Here is a 19,914-nt window from a genome sequence, read left to right on the forward strand (position 1 = left end):
AAGAAGAAATAATACTCACCACAATCATACAAAGAACTGATTGTATACGTTAAGCAGGATATCCGCCGCCCGGTGGTGGCCATGCGCCAAACAGACGACGTAACAATACGATTTCGCCTAAATGATACGTATTATGCGAAGCAATATTACGTAACAATCCAGCAGCTGTTTCTCCCAGGAAATGAACCAATGGTTGCTCCAGATTCATCGTACGAGCTAACTCACAAGCGTAATCGATCCCTTGCAAAAAGCGATCCAATACATCTTGCCATGTCGCTTCATCGACAGCTTGGACTTCTGTAGGCCAACTTTCGCTAACATTCGCTGGCAATTGAGGCTTTTCACCGCGTAAATGAGTCAACATAAAATCTTGCCAGTAACTCATATGACTAATCAGTTGGTAAATTGTATAAGGAGAATGTTCAAGCACACGACCGGACAATTCTAGATCGATATCCGACAACGCGCGCGCGATAGGTAAATGCCCTCTTTCTCCGATCAAAGACTGTACTAACGCTTTGGAAAAAGCTTCTTGAGAAGAAATGGTCATATAAACGCTCCTTTGATTGTTGTATTCAGTTTATTCTGGTTGGATAATACCTACCGAATATAAGAAAATCAGAATAATTAAGATCGGTGCAATATAACGTAAAATAAACATCCACGTATCGTACCAGAATCCTGATAATCCTGCTTCTTCACCTGCACGTTTCCATGCATATCCGGTAAAGATCGTAACAATAAATCCGCCCACAGGCATCAAAATATAAGAAGTGACAAAGTCGAATAGATCAAAAATACTTTTGCCATCTAGTGAAATAAAGCTAAGAACACCCCCGACAGATAACGCAGCAGGAACACCCAGTATGAAAGAGAAAATACAGACAATACTCGCTGCTTTTTTACGAGTCCAATTCCATTGTCCCATCGCATACGCTACAGGTACTTCGAGAATAGAGAAGCATGAAGTAATCGCCGCAATCGCTAGCAATAAGAAGAATAGACCGCCAAAAAAAGCACCTAAAGGCATTTGCGCAAATGCCGCAGGCAACGCCATAAATGCTAGCCCTACCCCTTGATCCGGTTTGAGTCCATAAGAGAATACTGTAGGGAAAATAATCAGCCCTGCTAATAGTGCATAGAACAAGTCTCCTGCTCCAATAGCAAGCGCTGCTTTACCTAGTGATTGCTCTTTACGTACATAAGAACCGTACGTTAACATACAACCCATTCCAAGTGACAGCGAGAAGAACGCATGTCCTAGAGCTGTTAAGATCGAAGCACGACTTAATTTAGAAAAATCAGGTGCTAAGAAAAATTCTACCCCTGCCGCTGCTCCAGGCAACGTCAATGAACGGAACATCAATATAAGCAAAATAACCAAAAATCCTGGAATCAGAATCTTATTGTATTTCTCAATTCCGCCAGATACCCCTTTAGCGATAACGATACCTGTAATTAGCATTACAACTGCTTGCCAGAACAACGGTGCATAACCACCAGCAAAATTTGTAAATGCTGCTGTAAAATCAGTATTAACATCAGACAGACTACCGCTAAAAGATAATACCGTATAATGCAGTGTCCATCCTGCTACCACACCGTAATAACACATAATCAAGAAAGAAGTCACTACTGGAATCGTACCGATCCATTTCCAATGCTTCTTCCCTGTAATGTTGAAAAGCGAAGCCGCAGCATTACCCCGTCCACTTCGACCAATCGCCATTTCTGCCAATAGAATCGGTAGACCCACTACGATCAGACAAATAATAAACATTAAGAAAAAGGCAGCCCCACCGTATTTACCGGTGATATATGGGAACTTCCACATATTCCCTAGACCTACTGAACTACCAATCGCTGCCAAAATAAACCCGCTTGTTGAAAACCGTTCGATTTTACCACTGCCTGTACTTGCTGAATCTGAACCTTCTTTTTGTGCCATAGGTATACTCCTTATCAATAAAGTGAATTATGCCTATGTTACACAAAACGTTATATATTGTCCATGAAAAGAAAGTAACAAACTGAAAAAAATCATGTTTATTCGTTTTTTTGCTGATTATTAAAGCAATAGGAGAGCAATTGTTGTTGATCTTCATCGGTTATTTCCTGCTGACTGTACTGGTTCTCTGTGTATTGTGACAATATGTGATTCCAGAAAGATTGAGTATGACGATTTCGTGAGGATGCATTGGTCTGTAGTTCCCAATCCCCTTTATATTGTTCAAAAATGTGACTGGCGGCTTGCTGAGCGACTCCTTGTCCACGAAATGGACGCATAACAAAAAACTCGTTTAAGTAATATTGTGTTTGAGAACCATCAGGGATATAAGGAGGAGTCGCTATCAAAGCAAATCCAGCAGGCACGCCGTTCACACGAATAATCCACGGATATAGAACCCCTGGATGTCGCCACCAGATCAGAAACGCATCGCTTTGCTGGTGAAGCGTAGCATATTGTTCTTCATCAAATATGCCTTGTGAATTTGGCTGACGCTCCCATATTTCTGACAGATCGTACAAGTAATATGGATACATATTGCATATGATATGAGCTTCTTCTTCCCGGCACAGAGTTACCTGAATATGGTTGTTCGTATCGTGATTCATCTTATTCTCCTATCTGCATCATCTGCCGGATTCCATTTCCATTCTATAATGACATAATCGCTATATTCACGCCGTATCGTGGCTCCACAACGCTCGATATACGTATGATGTAATTTGGCATAGGAGCGTTCATTTTTGAAAATATGTGCAGCCAGTAGACGATATCCTTCAGCCGATAATGTATCTCGCAACAGCGTAATTACAGGTACAGCTAATTTGAGATCTTGATAATTGAAATAGATTTGAAAATCACTGATATAGACCGCATCCAGACCGCACCCTTTTTCAGAAGGATCATCTTCTGACTCGGTAGGCTTAGCAGCTTGTGAATATGTGACCTTGAGATACCCGATCAACAACATCGAAGCAGGCGGAATGGTAGATTGATCATCCGATAGACTCCTAGAACCAACTGTAGATACTTCTAGCGCTGGTTCTGGTCTGTGCATATAGATATTTAGACTATGGGAGTGCGGTTCAAATGCAATATAAAAATCGCCAATTACACGACTGCACAGTGGAATATACCCGTCTGGCATAGAGCACTCCTACCTGTTATTCATTATTTTTGTAGAAATTGAATTGTAAATTGAATCGCTTCTAATGCTTCTTGCACAAATGCTTTATTTTCTTTTTCCCATTCATTCGGATCGTCCATAAATGAATCATCTAACCAATCTTCAAGTCCAGTCACGATTTTGCGACGTTCATTAGGTGCAGGTGCTTTTCCACGTAATGCTTGAATAGCGCTTCGCATCACTTTGCAAGAAGATTGGATAAAAGGATAATCGTCTTTATCCCATGCTTTGGCATTATCCATATCGTAAAAAGCAATCCATTTTTCGATAATTGAAGCGGCTTGCTTTGGTTCTAACTGAGGCATATTGATATTCTCCATTTCTATAATTAAAAATTGAACTATAACCTACTACGATCTCGCTGATTTGCTTATCGAAGCAGAGCGACTCTGGGACTCGTCTGCGATTCGTTGTAATTGATCTGACATATATATGTGAGTACCTGACTTGGAGGTCTGAGCGATCCGATACATCGCTCGTGCAACGTCACTTGCTTCGATACCTCGATATTTGCGGAGAGGACCTATCATTAGAAATGATAGTGCTTGAGAGACTACAGCACCGAATTGCTCTCCTGCGCGGCTATTTTTGCGTTTGCCTAGCAATAAGGATGGACGAACAATCGATAATGAAGAATAACCAACTTGTTGTAACCGTTGCTCCATATCTCCTTTGGTACGTGTATAAAAAATACTGGATTTGGGATCAGCGCCCATCGAGCTGATCACGATAAACTGCTTGGCTCCTTGTTTGTACGCCACCATAGCGACAGACACAGGATACAATACATCAATCTCGATCATCTGCGCTTGCGTTCCTGCTTGCTTAATCGTTGTACCGAGACAGCAAAAGACATCATCTGCTTTCATCTCTGCTCGATAATCTTCTAATCTATGATAATCCACTACGATCTGTTGCAACTTCAGATGTTGTAGTTGTTGCACAGGTTCACGGACAAGAGCAATCACTCGTGTATATTCTGTGCTATCTAATAACTGACGCAACAACTTTTTGCCCACAAGACCTGTTGCTCCAGCGACGAGTGCTGTTTTACCGATCACAACGATCATCTCCATTCTGCGCATCATCTTGGTTCTCTATCTTCTTTATTATCAAGATATCACCGACAAATTGCAAAATAAAATGATCGTTGGATCAGCAGTCTTTTTTTATAATAAAAACGAAGCACTACTTCCATTGGTATGAATAATATAATCTGCACCCAAACCACGATAAATTAAGCGTGATTGGCTACCTTCTGTAATGACATATAGCTTATCAGATGTCCATGCACGACAGATCTGGATATAACGACAACATAACGGTAGACTACGTTCAAATAAATAGATTTTGCCAATATTCAATTGCGGGATACGCCATAAGTCTTGTCGCTGAGTATCTATTACCAGAATATGCTCAATACCTATCTTTTCAAATCGAATCTGATCTGCCTGACTGTTCACTATAATAGCAAACGGTATTTTTTTAACTTTGAGTAATTGAATAAATTGCTCCCCTGCTACTGTAGCAGGCGATACCAGTACAAATTCCTGTTCGTACTCCATGCGTGTTCGCGCTCCTCCACTCATTGTAGACAACAAAAAAAAGCCGTTAGAAGAGGACCTCTTCATCAGCTTCTAAGACAGGAGCAAAAAAGCCCCTGATATGGCATAGATGACTGTTGTCGTCTCTCTTATTGCAGCTTACGAGGTTAGCTGACGGATTCGGAAGTAAGAGTCTCCCTACAGATAGATCAGCCTGAGCTGTCGTCTCTGATTCACCCCTGAATAGATCTTGTAATACCCTGTCTATTCGTATGGTTCCCCCGCTTTCTGAAAGGTCTAGATTTAGCCTTTCAGCCATTAAGCTGTAATGAACTTGAATGAAATCATACGCCCGCCTTTTTCGTTTGTAAAGCAGTCTGACTCTTCATAAGGAGTGAATTTGAATCAATTCCTTTATCTTTTGAGCAGTATGCTCTTATTTGCATCATTCCATCCTTCTTTTTCTGCTGTTTGCGCAGTATTTATATAAACGGTTGTATCAGCGAGCATGATAGCCATTAGAACGTGATTGAGACCAATGAATCCGATTACATCGTTATTTTCAAGCATATAACGCCTATTAAAAGCTTAGATTTGATTTTACTTCTATCCTTAACGGTACTATGATTGCTAACAATATCTGACATCAAAAAAGTGTGCCGGCTACTGATTTATCTGGTTTTACTATGTATAGAGATAGCGATTTTATTTGAAGGAGTGTAGATTTGAGATGAGTTTAATTTCGCCGATAGCGCCTGCTAGCAACACTGTATCCACGGTGGATCTGGCTACACATCATATTCATTCGATTGAAGTGTTTCAGTATGATAATCATCTGCTCGCGTTACCTGATATGGATGGGTATCTGCATTGTGGGCTGTTAAAAATAGCAAGTCATGGGATTACCGGTTGGGCGGAATATTCGTTTACCGATCAGGTTCAACATTTAGACCTGGTGAAATGGTGCCGGGTATTCTCTACGCTGAAAAAATGCTCGCTAGAGCAAGCCCAATCTCATATCGCTCAACATCATGCTAGCTGGGGAGATGTGCGTAGTCAGGTGATGGCAGAGGCTTTAACTGATCTATGCAATCGTCTACAAGATCCGCCCGATGTATGGGCATCTTCTGATATACTGGTGAATCATGCTTTTTTGTTAGATTATACAATCGCTTATTATTCCTTTTAAATAATTATGGTTAATGGATCATAACTACCTCAATAAAGGAGTGTATCTAGCTTGAATTCTGAAAAGATTATGGTCTGTGTGTATTATGGACCCAATGGAGAACGATTGATCAGGCGTGGTATTCATTTATCTCAACTTATTCAGTCTCCACTTTGTGTATTAAGTGTAATCGATCAACCTCTCGATGAAATGGATCAACAACAAGAGAATTATGTAGCGTTATGGCGTAAATTAACAGAAGAAGCTGGCGGTCATTTTGTGCTTTTAGAAAGTAACGGACAAGAAGCGGCTGATATTATTACTTCTACCGCTCAACAACACGATATTACGCAACTTATTATTGGACAATCGGCTCAGACTCGCTGGCAAGAAATTATAAAAGGTTCGATCGTAAACGACCTACTGGAAAAGCTGGGAGCGATCGATCTACATATTGTAGCGGTACAGCGTATGCAAGCCCATCTCGAAGAAACCCATGAACAAGGTGTAGATGTAGACGTGATTCAGACTTCGCGCGGATACGAAATTGCGTATGAGACGCATGGTCGACCGATCATTACAGAAGGTATCTTTTTCAAAGATATGCATACAGACTTCGATAATGGATTGCTCAAATTATGTATCGACGGGCAATATCAATATCTGAAAGTATTTAAAGGCAAGTTGATTGATGAATTGGTATTGGAACCTCATTCGGTGTAATATAGCGACTGTCAATCATATATTCATTACTAGCCTGCAATCCCTTCATCTATCAAGGGCTTGCAGGTAATTTGCTATGCGATCAGGGACATCAATTGGAATATATTTTGATTATCAAAAATTTATATTCAAAAATGTTGTTAACTATAATCTTTCTCACTGTGCTCCTTACCTAGACATGATAATGTGAAGTTGTTCCCTTCCACTATCTCATATCAATAAAGGAGTTTATTGAATTATGAAAACAGGATTTGTTGTGATTACAGGCGCGTCGTCAAGTATAGGAGAAGCTACTGCCAAACTTTTTATCGCTAAAGGACATAATGTATTGTTACTTTCTCGTCGTGAAGATCGGTTAAAAGCATTTGCTGGTCGTCAGGTGATGAAAGCGATTATTGATATTACAGATCGACCTGCTCTGGATCAAGCGATTGCAGAAGCAGAAGAACATTTCGGTCCGGTCAAAGGGATTGTGAACAATGCAGGTCGAATGTTGCTTGGTGATATTACGACTCAAGATCCAGCAGAATGGCAAGAGATGTATAATACCAATGTCATCGGACTTCTGAATGGGATGCAAGCTGTACTTCCATCAATGATTGAGCAAAAGTCAGGTACTATTATCAATATCAGCTCGATTGCAGGTAAAAAAACGTTTGCCGATCATGTCGCTTATGGTGGAACCAAATTTGCTGTTCATTCAATCAGTGAAAATGTACGCGAAGAAGTAGCTCCGCACAACGTACGGGTCGTTACGATCTCTCCTGGATTAACTGAGACCGAGTGGAACGATCAGACGACCGGAGAAAAAGCTAAACTCAACTTAATGCCACAAACGATTGCAGATACGATTTACTTTGCATTCAGTCAGCCTCAAAGTATCAATATTCGTGAGATTGCTCTAGCTCCAACTCAACAACAAAGTTAAGTGTATTGACTATAGATATACGATCAATGATGGCTCTAGCATAGAACAAACACCATAGACTATATAAAAAAGCCCTCCTTTGATATGGAGAGCTTTTTGCGTTATATATTAATGAGTTTCCCCTACAATCGTCACATCGGCTACATAAGAACCTGCCCATAATAAAAATGTAAATCCTTCTTCCAACGGATCATCGGGATCAGTCAGAAATTGAACTTCTGCATACGTATTCCAAGAATCTGGCAATGATTCTGTAATTCGAATCTGGATATTCCATCCTTCCTCTGTAGGATCAACCGTAGAAGAATACAAGTCTACATTGAGTTGTTGATCGGTTAACCATTTCTGCTGTGGCAACGAAGTGGGATCTATATTCCATTCGATCAATGCTTGAGTTACCATCATATTTCGCTCCTTTGGTGCTGTAAGGTAATATGCTTTTCGATCCAAATTAAGAAGATCCATCGCTACGAAGCGCTCGTATTGCGCGGTAATCTGCCCAGTTAATCGACTGCCAGGATTGTTCTTTTTCAAATAAATAAGCTTTATCCTGACGGAAATAATGCTGAGATTCAGGTAATAGTGTCGCACTGCGCTGTAACAATACAGGAATCGCATCACTGGACAAATTGTTGAGATAATCGAAATCAATCTGTCCTGTCTGTTCATATCGATCTAAATTCTGCACAGCGATAATTCGATCCATCCCTACATAATTCACAACCACATAAGCGGTAAGCGCAAGCACGATATAACATTTGACAAGCGGTACCTTTTTCCAATAGATACGCAAGCCTGCGACCAGTAATAATACACCGAGAAAGATCATAAACGCGTGTACGAGAAAACGGGTATACGTATAACCATAAGCTTGTTCATATAAGATAAGACGGGCAAATGCTGAATATAACATCACACCAGAGCAAATCAGTAAAATATACAACATGCTATTGTTGATACGGCGCAAGATCAGATTGCTGTCTGCCATATACAAAAGTACACATACCATAATTACAAAGTTCAATGAAGTCACCATGACCAGTTCAACAAATCCACTGCGAGCATACTCTGCATAAGAATGCCCATCTGGAATCTGCCCTTGTCCTGCACCGAATAAGTAAGAGAACTGCACTACTACAAAGAGTACATACACGATATTAATTAAGATCAGTATGGTCGCCATAATAATAGGATCAATGCGTACCGGATCACGCTTAGCAATAGGAGACGCTAATAGCGGTTGCGGTCCATAGACAGGCGGAACAGGTGAAGATAGACCGACTCCAGAGACAGAAGAAGCTGAACCGGGTAACGGTTGTTGTCTATAATCAACAACTGGTGGATAGATATAGGGTTGTACAAATCCCCATAAATATCCGAAAAAGATCAGTCCTCCAATCACAATCCATAGCACACGAAAACTACCTTCTCCAAACGACAGTCCATCAATCCAGTTCGGCAATGTAGATAATAAATTTCCAAATATGCGATCAGCCGATGTTAGCAGACTGATAATAATCAACAGTAGTGGAAAGGCAATCACCAGACCGATCAATATTTTGGTTACGATTTTCTTTTTTTCCTGTTCCATTTTGCCTGTAGCAGCATTTTTGAGTATACGAAAAGGAGTAACCCAATGTCGTACTGCTTGTGGAATCATATGATCCAGTGCGTCAATCAACAGCTTGGGACGATGCCAAGCTAATCTGCGATGACTTAACATATAAGCAAGATGTAAAAAGATCAGACAAGGCACAAACAAAGCATTCAGTATCATAAAAATCGGATTGGTGAACAATCCATATGTGAGCGACAGTAAAATAATAACGGTCATCGCAAAACGGCTAAACCATGATCCTGCACGTAGCTTGTCCCCTGCATAAGTGTACATATACAAGTAAAATAAAAGAATAAATACCGGATACGAAATCCCTAGGCTATGCCCGTAAAATAAATACTGATGAACAGTCGCCAGTCCCAACGCGCCAAGCAAAGCAATCCACGTCCGATGCTTAGCCACGATCAATTTCTCGTACATTTTCGATCTCCTTTTTTTGAAAGTGCATCACTGTAGTAACCTATTTAGCTAACAGATCCTATTTTCTTATCATCACGCTTACCATCTGTTAGGTTTGTTGTTATTTTTATTGTAGATGATAAAATAAGAAGATAAAGAGAAGAATTATTTTATTAAATTTCCTATTTTAATAAATATATATTTCTAGCCTGCCCGCCCCACATTACAATCATTGAGGTGTCTCCATGCTCGGAGCGGAGGGAAAGAAATCGTCCGTAAGAAGCGAAGCGTTCGCCTTTGTAGCCGGATTTTGACCGCTACAGCGGTTATCCAAAAAATCCGGCTACAACAGCGATCGACAGGACGATTCCTTTCCCGAAGCGGTCCCCAGCATGTAACCCAAGGAGTATAATCCCTATGAAATTACATCATCAGTTTTTGTTATTACATTCACAGTATGGTCAGCATAGCGAAGTGCAGATTACATTAGATGAGTTAGCGACTACATTTGAGTGTACCCATCGTAACGCTCTGAATTTAATCACACGAATGACAGAACAAGGATGGATCAAGTGGAGTTCACAACGTGGACGTGGACGGCGATCGACACTGACTTTTATTATTCAGCCTGAAGAAATCGCTATTGAGTCGATGATGCAGACGATTCAGCGCAAAGACATTCAGCAGACGTTAACCGAGATTCGGCAATATGCTCAATCCTCTACCTTAGAAAATCGGGTACAAGATTGGCTATTTGGTTACTTCGGCCCTCATTCCGAAATACAACGCAATCGACAGGTCGATACACTACGATTACCGATTCGTCAGCAGATTCATACTGTCGATCCGCTATATATGAATTTGCTAGCCGAATCGTTTGTATCCAGTCATATTTTTGATGGATTGGTACGAAAAGCTTCACATTCACAGCAGATTATTCCCCATCTTGCACATGCCTGGGAAGTCAATGAACAACGTACAGTGTGGACGTTTTTTCTACGAAAAGAAGTCATGTTCCATCACGGGCAAATGATGACAGCAGACGATATTGTGTATACATTTCAGCGATTGATGGAGACTTCGCAACCGATGTTATATCGCTTTATCGCTAAACAAATACAGTCTGTACAGGCACTCAACAACAATACAGTGCAGATCATATTGAAACAACCGAGTGAATTGTTTTTGCCTTTTTTGTGTACCAGTCGAGCGGCAATAGTGCCGAACGGATTGAATCGAAGAGGAGAAGAATTATTCGGGGTGAAGCCTAGCGGTACAGGCCCTTTTCGGATGGTCGAAATGAGTAAAGATAACTGTGTGCTGGAAGTGTTTAAGCCTCATTTTCAAGGACGAGCGCATCTGGATCAGGTGGAGATTATTCATATCCCATGGAATGTAGCACCCGATCAGCTAGAACAGCCTGATCGTCAATCTCCTTTTCATATGATGCATCAGCATACCTCGGGTTCGGCATCAGAACAAGGAGCTTGGAGCCAGATGCATTCCCCTGTAACGGTACGTAAATTCGTTACCTATAATACACGCAAAGAAGGATTATTACGTGATCCGCATATTCGCGCTCATATCAGTCGGTACCTGCAATATGCGCGTGAAGCAGAGTCTTTAGCGATAACCAGCACTATCTTCAAAAATAGTTCCGATCACATCGAAAATTATACAGAAAACAATTCTACTACGAATAATAATACTTCTTCTGCATCTCATGATTCTTTGGATATGAATAGCCATTCTAACTACAGTTATTCTAAAAAGCTTCATCCTGAACTGGATCAAGCAACGATAGCACAGATCGCCGAGACACCGCTTCGAATCCTCACGATTCCACAATATCGCAAAGATGCACACTGGATTGCAGATACGCTACAGCAAGCAGGATATCAGTGTAATGTGGTATCTACGCCTGTAGAGCAATTCAAAGGCAGTGTGCGGATGGAATCCGATCTGATCGTCTTTTCACTGACAAGAGATCAAGATGAGCAACTACGATTATTCGATCTCTATCGCACATTAGCCGGTCATGTGGAGCATCATACGGTGATCGATATTGAGCATTTGTTAGAACAGATTCAGCGGCAACCTGATCCGCTGATCCGCACTCAATATTTTCAACAGATCGAAGATCGTTTACTGGCAGAATATCAATTGCACATTTTATATGAAAAGCCTTTTCAGACGACATATCTTCCTTCTGTGCGCGGAGTTACTTTTAACAGTCAGGGCTGGGTCGATCTGCGTCATATCTGGTTTCCACCCAAATTATAAAATGTGACTCTATCTAATTTTGACAAAAAAGATGTAGCTGTATATGAAAAACCCTGCTTCCTTAGTGATTCAGGAGCAGGGTTTCATTTATTATAGCTTCACTTGTATTCTAGTGTATGATCTAGTATTTCAATGTAACGACTGGACGATTACTTTCTTTATCGAATCGGCATCGTAATTTCATCGACATAATTGGTCGCCATCATTCGCTCTACTTCAGCTGGATGGTCTGTCTGACCAAGCACCCACATCATTTTGGTTGTTAGTGCTTCAGTGGTCATATCGTAGCAAGGGATAACACCTTTTTCGAGTACCTTTTGCCCGACTTCATAGATCGTGAGATCGCCACCTTCATATAGACACTGAGTAGTGACTACAATGCTGATGCCGCTTTTAACCAATTCTTCGATCTTATCGATTAGATTGATTTCTTTGAAAGGTACACCACCCATACCGAATCCTTCAACGATAATTCCTTTATATCCTAACGCTTTGACCGCATCGAAAATATCAGGCTGCATACCAGGAATCAATTTGAGTAGAAATACATTGGGCGAATAATGATCATTGTATACATGCCCTGCTGGACGCTGAGTATGTGGAATGTCATTATAGACAATCGTATCTTCTTCCAGATAACCGATATATGGATGGTTAATACTTTCAAATGCATTGTAGCTTTTGGTTCTAACTTTAGAAGCACGTGCTCCATTAATGATTTTGCCATTAAAAACAACGAATACGCCGGATAATTCAGTGGATGCTGTACGGAACGCATCTTTGATATTAATACGTGAATCACTATGCTCTGCCAGTACGGATACTTGAGAACCTGTAATGACCACCGGCTTATCCAGTGCACCTAACATAAAGCTAAGTGCGCTTGCTGTATATGCCATCGTATCTGTTCCATGAGCAATAACAATGCCATCGTAATGAGGCAAATGTTCATGGACGGTCTGAGCAATCGTCACCCACTCTTCCGGCTGAATATTGGTGCTGTCTACACTCATCAAAGTCATCGCTTCAATATTACAAATATCTTTGAGTTCTGGCACAGCGGCAACAATATGTTCTGCGGATTGAGTAGGAGTAAGTCCTCCACCTTGCTCGCCAGAAGAAGAAATAGTACCGCCTGTATTGATAAACAAAATATTTTTCATTAGTGTAAGTCCCTCCGCTGTTCTTTTACCGCTATACTAGCCTTGCTTGCTCATTTCAGTATATCACTCAAAGTACCTTTTTTCCTCTTCTATTCTGGATATAATACGCCAGATAACACAGCACCATAAAGGCAATTCCACAATAAAAAGCAAGACTTTGATTCGGATCAAAAGCAATCCCGATACAAGAAGCAAAACAAAGTACAAATGCAGCAATCGGCACAATCGGATACAGTGGTGTCCGGTACTTCAGCTCGCTAAGATGATGCCCATCACGTATAAATTGACGGCGGAACATGTATTGAGAAGCCGCAATTCCCATCCAGACGACCACGACAGCAAACCCTGATACCGATACTAAGAAAATATAGATCGTATCCGGCGCAACGACACTGGATAAGAGCGATAATCCACCGCCAACCATACTGATAATCATCGCGTTCAGTGGAATACCTGATGAAGTCAGACGTGAAAATACAGAAGGCAACATTTTTTCTTTAGATAACGACCATAACATCCGTGAAGAAGCATATAGCCCTGAATTCGCCGCAGACAATAATGCTGTAATAATCACAAAGTTCATAATATCTGCTGCATATGGAATCCCAATTCGATCAAATACAACAACAAATGGACTTTCGATCACGCCTGCATCTCGCCACGGAATCAGCGCAGACAGAACAAAAATTGTACCGACAAAAAAGATAATCAATCTTCCTACTGTTGCTTTGATCGCGCGCGGAATCGTTTTGTCTGGATCTACACTTTCCCCTGCTGCTATCCCGATTAATTCTGTACCGGAAAACGCAAAATTCACTGATAACATCGCCATAAAGATCGGCAAAATTCCGTTCGGAAATAGCCCGCCATCACTGGTGAAATTACTGAATAACGGCGCACCCGCTCCTGCTTCTCGCATCGGAATAACACCAAACACAGCAGCTCCACCCAATATAATAAACAGTAAAATAATCGCGACTTTGATCCCTGAAAACCAGAACTCAGCTTCTGCAAAAAAACGCACTGAAAAAGCATTTAACAGAAACACAAGTAAAGCAAATACGCCACTCCACATCCAGACCGATGTGTCAGGGAACCAGCGCTGCATCAACAACCCTGCTGCGGTAAATTCAGAACCGAGCGCTACTGTCCATGTTAACCAGTACATCCATGCCACCATATAACCTGTACCCGGCCCGATAAACTTAGCAGCATACGCATGAAAAGCTCCTGTAACCGGCATATGCACCGATAGCTCTCCCAGACATAACATCACTAAATACACAATCACAGCGCCCACTAGATAAGCAAGAATCGTTCCAAGTGGCCCTGCTTGATTGATCGTATAACCGGAACTTAGAAATAACCCTGTGCCGATAACTCCACCCAAAGACAACATCACTAGATGTCGGCTTTTCATTTTTCGCTGAAAAGTACCTTCTTCTGTACCCGTTGCTTCAACTTGCTCTTGCTCTAATGCCATCGTCCCCCAACCTTTCCTAGCTTATCTTCAAAAATAGCAAACCTTTGACACAATCTATTTCGTTAGTTCAAGATTTCTTTAATTTGAGCAATATCTTGAGGTGTCGTCCGACAACAACCGCCGATAAGACGTGCGCCTTTGTTATACCATTGATGTGCTTGTTGCCCGTAATGTTGATCACAAGAGTTACCATGCCATGTTTTGGTCACCGGATCATATTGTTCCCCCGAGTTCGGATAGACAACAATAGGCTTATCGGTGCTTGTAGCGATCTGCTCGATCAGTGATGGAATATATTCAAGCGCTGTACAGTTAATACCGACTGCTGCTACTTGCTCATGAGTGTGTAACCATTTTGCACAATCGGCTATACGTTCTCCATTGCTAATATGCTGTTGGTCTTTGGCACTGAAGCTAATCCATGCGTAGGAACCCGGGAACTCTTCTAGCACTTTGACGATCGCACGTGCTTCGACCAGACAGGGAATCGTTTCACAAGCTAAAATATCTGCTCCCGCTTCGATTAATAATTGAATCCGTGGACGATGAAAATCGATCAATTGCTGTTCAGTCAGATCATAGTCTCCTCGATATTCAGAACCATCTGCTAAGAAAGCTCCATAAGGCCCGACAGAAGCAGCGACAAGCGGCTTAGGACGATCATATTGATCGGTTGGTTGGAGTGTATCTGCTGATCCTTCGATCGGTTGCTCTGTACGATATTTTTGCACATAGGTTGCCCAGAACTGGTCTCTAGCTTCTACAGCGATCTGTACCGATTTTTGTATTAACTGAATAGCTTCTTGTTCTGTGTATCCTCTAGCAACAAAGCCTTCGATAGTCGCTTGATAGCTAGCCGTTATCGCACAATCTGCGCCTACTTCAAAATATTGACGATGCACATCTGCGATCAATTCAGGATTTTCAATTAATAATTTGGCAGACCAGAGACTATCATTCAGATCAGCGCCCTGACGCTCTAATTCGGTTGCCATTGCTCCATCCAACACCATAAGCGGAAAGTGTTGCAAAATATATTGTATAGGATTCATGTTTTACTCCTTTTATGCGGTAATGTGAATGAGTCTGAACGTATTCTAGATGATTATACATCCTTTGTAAACCTTCATCCTACTCTTCAAATACATCTTTTTTAAAAGACCGATGAAAGAGGAAATCAATATCATATACCATTTTAGATATAGATGCTGTAAAAATTATTGTTGTAAGCCTTTTCCTAAATGATGTAGAATAATGTTATTAATTGGTTTATTTATGTGTATTAAGGTTCTTATGGGTTCAAATGGTTATCTAAAAGCTATTAATATTACAGCGAAAGGAGAAAAATGTTAACGTTAACAATCAAGGTAGAACAGAGGTATAGAGGAGTTACATATGATAGTCATTATAAAGCGAGGTGCCATTCACAATGGAACGAACGATTAAGACACGTCATACACTTGCTTATGGAAGCGGTAACATCTTAGGAAGTGGTGCACTGGCTGTTAGTGGAGCATGGTTATTATACTTTTATACTACTTTTTGCGGACTATCTCCTGTTCAAGCGGCATTAATCTTTTCGATTGCGAGTATTGTTGATGCAGTCAGTAATCCTATTATGGGTTTTGTCAGCGACAATTTCCACCGGACACGACTCGGGCGACGGTTTGGACGACGTAAATTTTTTATTATGCTAGGTATTCCTTTGATGCTGGTCTATCCGTTGATGTGGATGGATGGTTTTGGATTCTGGTATTACTTATCTACCTACGTACTATTTGAGTTGATTTATACATCGGTAATGGTTCCTTATGAAGCACTTGCATCAGAAATGACACGTGATTTTGGAGCACGCTCACGTCTCACAGGCTGGAAAGCGATGTTTGGTAAAATGGCGAACTTTGCGGCTGCTTTTATTCCAGGGCGCTTTATCGCTGAATATGGCAAAGATTCACCATTACCGTTCTTTTATACAGGCTTGGTGTTTGCCGGATTATTGATTGTAGCATTGATCTTTCTGTATAAAAACACATGGGAACGTCCATCCGAAGAATTGCAAAAAGAATTGGCAGATGAAGCCCCACTGTCATTTATCGATTCAATGAAAAAACTGTTTATCGATATTTCTTCAACGTTTCGGGTCAAAACGTTCCGTCATCATTTGGGGATGTATCTAGGTGGATTTTCAGCAGAATGGTTATTCACATCTGCATTTACGTATTTTATTGTATTTTCTTTATTTCAAAGTTCAGAACAAGTATCCAATCTTAACAGCTTTAACTCGGTTATTCAGTTGATCTCTACCTACTTTTTTATCCAATTCTGTGTACGTAAAGGATTCAAAATGCCATTTATTATGGCGCTTACGATTGTCTGCTTCAGTGTCGCAGGATACGGTATTCTGTATCTGACCGGTGCTTCTAATATGATGGTCTGGTTGTATGTGATCACGTTATTTATGGGTCTGGGTACAGGCGGTGTCTATTATATTCCATGGAATCAATATACATTTCTAGCCGATGTCGATGAAGCGCTCACAGGACGCAGACGAGAAGGCATCTACGCAGGGATGATGACATTTGCAGGTAAAATGGTTCGAGCTGTCGTTGTATTTATTCTCGGCTGGGTATTACAGTACTTTGGCTTTGTCTCCAAAGCATTAACACAACCGGTCAGCGCGCAACATGCTATTTTCGGGGTACTCGTATTTGGAACGATTATTTTAGCGATTGTCGGCATTTTGGCTACACTTGTAATGAAATTGACGATTGATAATCACAAAAAAATGATTGACGAGATTGATCGACTCAAAGCAGGCGGTTCTATGCAAGACGCTACACCTGAGACACGTACTATTTTTGAACAATTGACTGGATTTGCTTATGAACGCTGTTGGGGACACAATAATGTAGGTTACAAAAACGTTCCTCGCGATCAAAGTATTCCTGTCAAAACATAATAAAAGCGCTTTGGAAAATATGTACTTCTGTTATCTACACTCAATGCAGTGTACAATAGTGACAGTAAGCAATATCCGTTTAAACAGTCGTTATTTCAACTTTTTCCGCTTTATTATGTAAGCACTTCTATTTACTTATATTCCAATAATAAGTAAATAAAATGCAACACAAATTAATGATTGAGGTGAATAGTGTAATGACAAGTACAGTATATGATGTAGACACGATTCAAAATTGGGCAGCACGAATGAGTGATTCTGTGATGCAACGTACTCCTGAATTGAAGCATAAATGGGAATACGACAACGGTGTTATTTTCAAAGGAATGGAACTGGTCTACGAGTTAACGCAAGATCACAAATACTTAGATTATATTCGTACCAATATGGACTTTTTTATTGAAGAAGCAGGGGGTATTCGTGGTTATACGGTTGACGAATACAATATTGATCACGTGAACAATGGTAAATTATTATTCCCTCTTTATCGTGCAACCGGTGAAGAGCGGTATCGTATCGCCGCAGATCTGCTACGTCAGCAATTGATGAATCATCCACGTACCAGTGAAGGCGCATTCTGGCATAAGCAAATTTATCCGTACCAAATCTGGTTAGATGGGCTGTATATGGGTGCTCCATTCTACGCCGAATATATTCGTGAATTTGCCGATATCAAAGACTATAGCGATGTAACGCAACAATTCAAATTATGCTATCAACATACACGTGATCCACAGACAGGACTGCTCTACCACGCATGGGATGAGAAAAAAGAGCAACCGTGGTGTGATCCTGAAACAGGGCTATCCAAAAATTTCTGGGGACGTTCAATCGGCTGGTTTGTAATGGCATTGGTTGATGTATTGGATATTTTGCCAGAAGATCATGAAGATCGGGATACTATTATTCAGATGCTTACAGAAACGATGGAAGCATTGATGAAAGTACAAGATCAAGAGAGTGGTGTGTTTTATCAAGTTCTGAATTTGCCAGATGCGAAAGGCAATTATCTAGAATCGTCTGCTTCTTGTATGATTCTGTATGCTGTTACCAAAGGACTGCGTAAAGGTTATCTACCCGAACGCTATCGTGTCAAAATGGAGCAGATTCGCAACGGAATTATTGAGGAATTTATCACGATCACCGAAGAAGGTCTGATCAATCTGAATAAAACTTGTCAGGTTGCTGGTCTTGGTGGTAAAGACAAACGCGATGGCACGTATGCTTACTATATTAGCGAACCGATTATCTGTAACGATCCCAAAGGAATCGGTGCTTTTATTCTAGCAATGGCTGAAGTGGAACTGTTGAACCAACCTGTGAAATAAATAGAATTGGCAGATAGAACACTCATACGATCTACTTTCCGATCAATAAAAGATAGTCCTATAGAATAAGCGCTGTGAAGCTGTAACGATTCTGTTATCGCTTCACAACGCTTGTTTTTGTTTTATGATGAGAAGAGCAATGATCTCAAAGGAGGTACCATTTCTATGAAATTGATCGATACTGCACCGCTCGTCTCTCAACTGACTGAGCGAGAATTATATAGTTGTCTGATCGTCCAACAGGGTGTGCAAATTTTAGATTATTATCGTGAGCCTGATCAAAAAGAGATTCCACTCAAAATCAATTCCTGTACTAAAAGTATACTGTCTAGCTTGGTGAGTATCGCGATTGATCAAGGCATTATGCCTGCGCCAGATACAGCGATCTCTACTTTTTTCCCCCAGCTTCATCAAGATCCTGATCCACGTAAAGCTCAAATTACGATTGAGCAGTTACTTACGATGTCTGCTGGATTCAACTGGACTGAATTTGGAGGACAACATTCATTTCCTACAATGAGCAAAACGTCCAATTGGATTGAATTTGTATTGTCGCAACCGCTTGTTCATGAGCCTGGCACCGTGATGGAATACAATTCAGGTTGTTCGCAGTTGTTAGCGACGATTCTAGCGCACACGTCAGGGCAATCGGTAGCTTCTTTTGCTGAACAGCATCTATTTGCACCATTGGGTATTACTCATTATGTCTGGGAGACTGATCCGCAAGGTGTACATACAGGTGGGTTTGGACTGCAACTACCTCCAGCGGCGATGCTACAATTTGGATTGTTGTATTTACATGAGGGCAAAGTGAACGGGAAATCATTGATTCAATCATCCACTGTACGACATGCTACAAGCCCATTAATCGCTGTAGATAGCCCGCAAAAAGCACATTACGGTTGGCACTGGTGGCATTCTTCTTTTACATTGGAGAGCCAGCCCAAAGTCGATATTCCATATTACTATGCACTAGGGTTCGGCGGACAGTACATTGTCGTTGTGCCTTCTTACGAGCTAGTCGTTACAGTATCAGCAGACCGATTCAAACGCAAGCGCACACCGCTTGATGTATTTCGTGATTTTGTAGTGCCTTTGCTAGAAGAGCAAGACGTATAATCATG

19 protein-coding genes and 1 riboswitch are annotated in these 19,914 nt (G+C 41.0%); of the genes, 7 read left to right on the forward strand and 12 right to left on the reverse strand.

Annotated elements, in window-relative coordinates:
- Positions 1-49: 49 nt before the first annotated feature.
- The 7 genes from QE450_RS19180 to QE450_RS19210 form a co-directional block, all read right to left on the reverse strand.
- Complete coding sequence (locus tag QE450_RS19180; protein WP_307301371.1) at positions 50-550, reverse strand: DinB family protein; 501 nt, start codon at positions 548-550, stop codon at positions 50-52.
- Between the two features lie 30 nt (positions 551-580).
- Positions 581-1,948, reverse strand: a complete 1,368-nt coding sequence (locus QE450_RS19185; protein ID WP_307301373.1) for a sodium-dependent transporter — start codon at positions 1,946-1,948, stop codon at positions 581-583.
- A gap of 98 nt (positions 1,949-2,046) precedes the next feature.
- On the reverse strand, positions 2,047-2,616 hold the full coding sequence (locus QE450_RS19190) for a GNAT family N-acetyltransferase (protein ID WP_307301375.1): 570 nt from the start codon (positions 2,614-2,616) through the stop codon (positions 2,047-2,049).
- Complete coding sequence (locus QE450_RS19195) at positions 2,613-3,155, reverse strand: hypothetical protein (RefSeq protein ID WP_307301377.1); 543 nt, start codon at positions 3,153-3,155, stop codon at positions 2,613-2,615. The genes QE450_RS19190 and QE450_RS19195 overlap by 4 nt, the downstream gene beginning before the upstream one ends.
- A gap of 23 nt (positions 3,156-3,178) precedes the next feature.
- A complete protein-coding gene (locus QE450_RS19200) occupies positions 3,179-3,499 on the reverse strand; it encodes a hypothetical protein (protein WP_274171473.1) in 321 nt (106 codons plus the stop codon).
- Between the two features lie 45 nt (positions 3,500-3,544).
- On the reverse strand, positions 3,545-4,282 hold the full coding sequence (locus QE450_RS19205) for an oxidoreductase (RefSeq protein ID WP_274171472.1): 738 nt from the start codon (positions 4,280-4,282) through the stop codon (positions 3,545-3,547).
- 81 nt (positions 4,283-4,363) lie between these two features.
- Positions 4,364-4,759 carry a hypothetical protein gene (locus tag QE450_RS19210; RefSeq protein WP_301262630.1) on the reverse strand — a complete coding sequence of 132 codons (396 nt, stop codon included), beginning with the start codon at positions 4,757-4,759 and terminating at the stop codon, positions 4,364-4,366.
- A gap of 120 nt (positions 4,760-4,879) precedes the next feature.
- Positions 4,880-5,057: riboswitch (cyclic di-AMP (ydaO/yuaA leader) on the reverse strand.
- Between the two features lie 411 nt (positions 5,058-5,468).
- On the opposite strand from QE450_RS19210, the gene QE450_RS19215 reads away from it, so the two are divergent.
- The 3 genes from QE450_RS19215 to QE450_RS19225 all read left to right on the forward strand — a co-directional run bounded on the left by QE450_RS19215 (position 5,469) and on the right by QE450_RS19225 (position 7,557).
- Positions 5,469-5,927 carry a hypothetical protein gene (locus QE450_RS19215; protein WP_307301382.1) on the forward strand — a complete coding sequence of 153 codons (459 nt, stop codon included), beginning with the start codon at positions 5,469-5,471 and terminating at the stop codon, positions 5,925-5,927.
- Positions 5,928-5,978: 51 nt separating this feature from the next.
- On the forward strand, positions 5,979-6,629 hold the full coding sequence (locus QE450_RS19220) for a universal stress protein (RefSeq protein ID WP_273614118.1): 651 nt from the start codon (positions 5,979-5,981) through the stop codon (positions 6,627-6,629).
- A 238-nt stretch (positions 6,630-6,867) separates the two neighbouring features.
- On the forward strand, positions 6,868-7,557 hold the full coding sequence (locus QE450_RS19225; RefSeq protein WP_273614119.1) for an SDR family oxidoreductase: 690 nt from the start codon (positions 6,868-6,870) through the stop codon (positions 7,555-7,557).
- Positions 7,558-7,665: 108 nt separating this feature from the next.
- Here the strand turns inward: QE450_RS19225 and QE450_RS19230 are convergent, their stop codons facing one another.
- Positions 7,666-7,962, reverse strand: coding sequence for a hypothetical protein (locus tag QE450_RS19230; RefSeq protein WP_274171470.1), 297 nt, complete (start codon positions 7,960-7,962; stop codon positions 7,666-7,668).
- Positions 7,963-8,008: 46 nt separating this feature from the next.
- On the reverse strand, positions 8,009-9,595 hold the full coding sequence (locus tag QE450_RS19235) for a DUF4153 domain-containing protein (RefSeq protein ID WP_307301385.1): 1,587 nt from the start codon (positions 9,593-9,595) through the stop codon (positions 8,009-8,011).
- Between the two features lie 396 nt (positions 9,596-9,991).
- Here QE450_RS19235 and QE450_RS19240 point away from each other — a divergent pair, with 396 nt between their 5' ends.
- Positions 9,992-11,857 (forward strand): ABC transporter substrate-binding protein, encoded by a 1,866-nt coding sequence (locus tag QE450_RS19240; protein ID WP_307301387.1) that lies wholly within the window; start codon positions 9,992-9,994, stop codon positions 11,855-11,857.
- Positions 11,858-12,015: 158 nt separating this feature from the next.
- Here the strand turns inward: QE450_RS19240 and QE450_RS19245 are convergent, their stop codons facing one another.
- The 3 genes from QE450_RS19245 to mmuM form a co-directional block, all read right to left on the reverse strand.
- On the reverse strand, positions 12,016-13,020 hold the full coding sequence (locus QE450_RS19245) for an asparaginase (RefSeq protein ID WP_307301389.1): 1,005 nt from the start codon (positions 13,018-13,020) through the stop codon (positions 12,016-12,018).
- Between the two features lie 67 nt (positions 13,021-13,087).
- Complete coding sequence (locus QE450_RS19250) at positions 13,088-14,503, reverse strand: amino acid permease (protein ID WP_307301391.1); 1,416 nt, start codon at positions 14,501-14,503, stop codon at positions 13,088-13,090.
- A gap of 62 nt (positions 14,504-14,565) precedes the next feature.
- Complete coding sequence (mmuM, locus tag QE450_RS19255; RefSeq protein ID WP_307301393.1) at positions 14,566-15,555, reverse strand: homocysteine S-methyltransferase; 990 nt, start codon at positions 15,553-15,555, stop codon at positions 14,566-14,568.
- A 377-nt stretch (positions 15,556-15,932) separates the two neighbouring features.
- Here mmuM and QE450_RS19260 point away from each other — a divergent pair, with 377 nt between their 5' ends.
- The 3 genes from QE450_RS19260 to QE450_RS19270 all read left to right on the forward strand — a co-directional run bounded on the left by QE450_RS19260 (position 15,933) and on the right by QE450_RS19270 (position 19,909).
- Positions 15,933-17,462 (forward strand): MFS transporter, encoded by a 1,530-nt coding sequence (locus QE450_RS19260; protein WP_307301396.1) that lies wholly within the window; start codon positions 15,933-15,935, stop codon positions 17,460-17,462.
- A 197-nt stretch (positions 17,463-17,659) separates the two neighbouring features.
- A complete protein-coding gene (locus tag QE450_RS19265) occupies positions 17,660-18,790 on the forward strand; it encodes a glycoside hydrolase family 88/105 protein (protein ID WP_307301398.1) in 1,131 nt (376 codons plus the stop codon).
- Between the two features lie 165 nt (positions 18,791-18,955).
- Entirely contained in the window at positions 18,956-19,909 is a 954-nt protein-coding gene (locus QE450_RS19270; RefSeq protein ID WP_307301400.1) for a serine hydrolase domain-containing protein, read from the forward strand.
- Positions 19,910-19,914 lie beyond the last annotated feature (5 nt).

Source organism: Paenibacillus sp. SORGH_AS_0306 (genome assembly GCF_030819345.1).
In the GTDB taxonomy this organism is placed as follows: Bacteria; Bacillota; Bacilli; order Paenibacillales; family Paenibacillaceae; genus Saccharibacillus; species Saccharibacillus kyungheensis.

Excerpts from the sequence above, each read along its gene's own strand:
- QE450_RS19180 (WP_307301371.1), bottom strand. The coding sequence starts at position 550 with ATGACCATTTCTTCTCAAGAAGCTTTTTCCAAAGCGTTAGTACAGTCT.
- QE450_RS19185 (WP_307301373.1), bottom strand. The coding sequence starts at position 1,948 with ATGGCACAAAAAGAAGGTTCAGATTCAGCAAGTACAGGCAGTGGTAAA.
- QE450_RS19190 (WP_307301375.1), bottom strand. The coding sequence starts at position 2,616 with ATGAATCACGATACGAACAACCATATTCAGGTAACTCTGTGCCGGGAA.
- QE450_RS19195 (WP_307301377.1), bottom strand. The coding sequence starts at position 3,155 with ATGCCAGACGGGTATATTCCACTGTGCAGTCGTGTAATTGGCGATTTT.
- QE450_RS19200 (WP_274171473.1), bottom strand. The coding sequence starts at position 3,499 with ATGCCTCAGTTAGAACCAAAGCAAGCCGCTTCAATTATCGAAAAATGG.
- QE450_RS19205 (WP_274171472.1), bottom strand. The coding sequence starts at position 4,282 with ATGATGCGCAGAATGGAGATGATCGTTGTGATCGGTAAAACAGCACTC.
- QE450_RS19210 (WP_301262630.1), bottom strand. The coding sequence starts at position 4,759 with ATGGAGTACGAACAGGAATTTGTACTGGTATCGCCTGCTACAGTAGCA.
- QE450_RS19215 (WP_307301382.1), top strand. The coding sequence starts at position 5,469 with ATGAGTTTAATTTCGCCGATAGCGCCTGCTAGCAACACTGTATCCACG.
- QE450_RS19225 (WP_273614119.1), top strand. The coding sequence starts at position 6,868 with ATGAAAACAGGATTTGTTGTGATTACAGGCGCGTCGTCAAGTATAGGA.
- QE450_RS19230 (WP_274171470.1), bottom strand. The coding sequence starts at position 7,962 with ATGATGGTAACTCAAGCATTGATCGAATGGAATATAGATCCCACTTCG.
- QE450_RS19235 (WP_307301385.1), bottom strand. The coding sequence starts at position 9,595 with ATGTACGAGAAATTGATCGTGGCTAAGCATCGGACGTGGATTGCTTTG.
- QE450_RS19240 (WP_307301387.1), top strand. The coding sequence starts at position 9,992 with ATGAAATTACATCATCAGTTTTTGTTATTACATTCACAGTATGGTCAG.
- QE450_RS19245 (WP_307301389.1), bottom strand. The coding sequence starts at position 13,020 with ATGAAAAATATTTTGTTTATCAATACAGGCGGTACTATTTCTTCTTCT.
- QE450_RS19250 (WP_307301391.1), bottom strand. The coding sequence starts at position 14,503 with ATGGCATTAGAGCAAGAGCAAGTTGAAGCAACGGGTACAGAAGAAGGT.
- mmuM (WP_307301393.1), bottom strand. The coding sequence starts at position 15,555 with ATGAATCCTATACAATATATTTTGCAACACTTTCCGCTTATGGTGTTG.
- QE450_RS19260 (WP_307301396.1), top strand. The coding sequence starts at position 15,933 with ATGGAACGAACGATTAAGACACGTCATACACTTGCTTATGGAAGCGGT.
- QE450_RS19265 (WP_307301398.1), top strand. The coding sequence starts at position 17,660 with ATGACAAGTACAGTATATGATGTAGACACGATTCAAAATTGGGCAGCA.
- QE450_RS19270 (WP_307301400.1), top strand. The coding sequence starts at position 18,956 with ATGAAATTGATCGATACTGCACCGCTCGTCTCTCAACTGACTGAGCGA.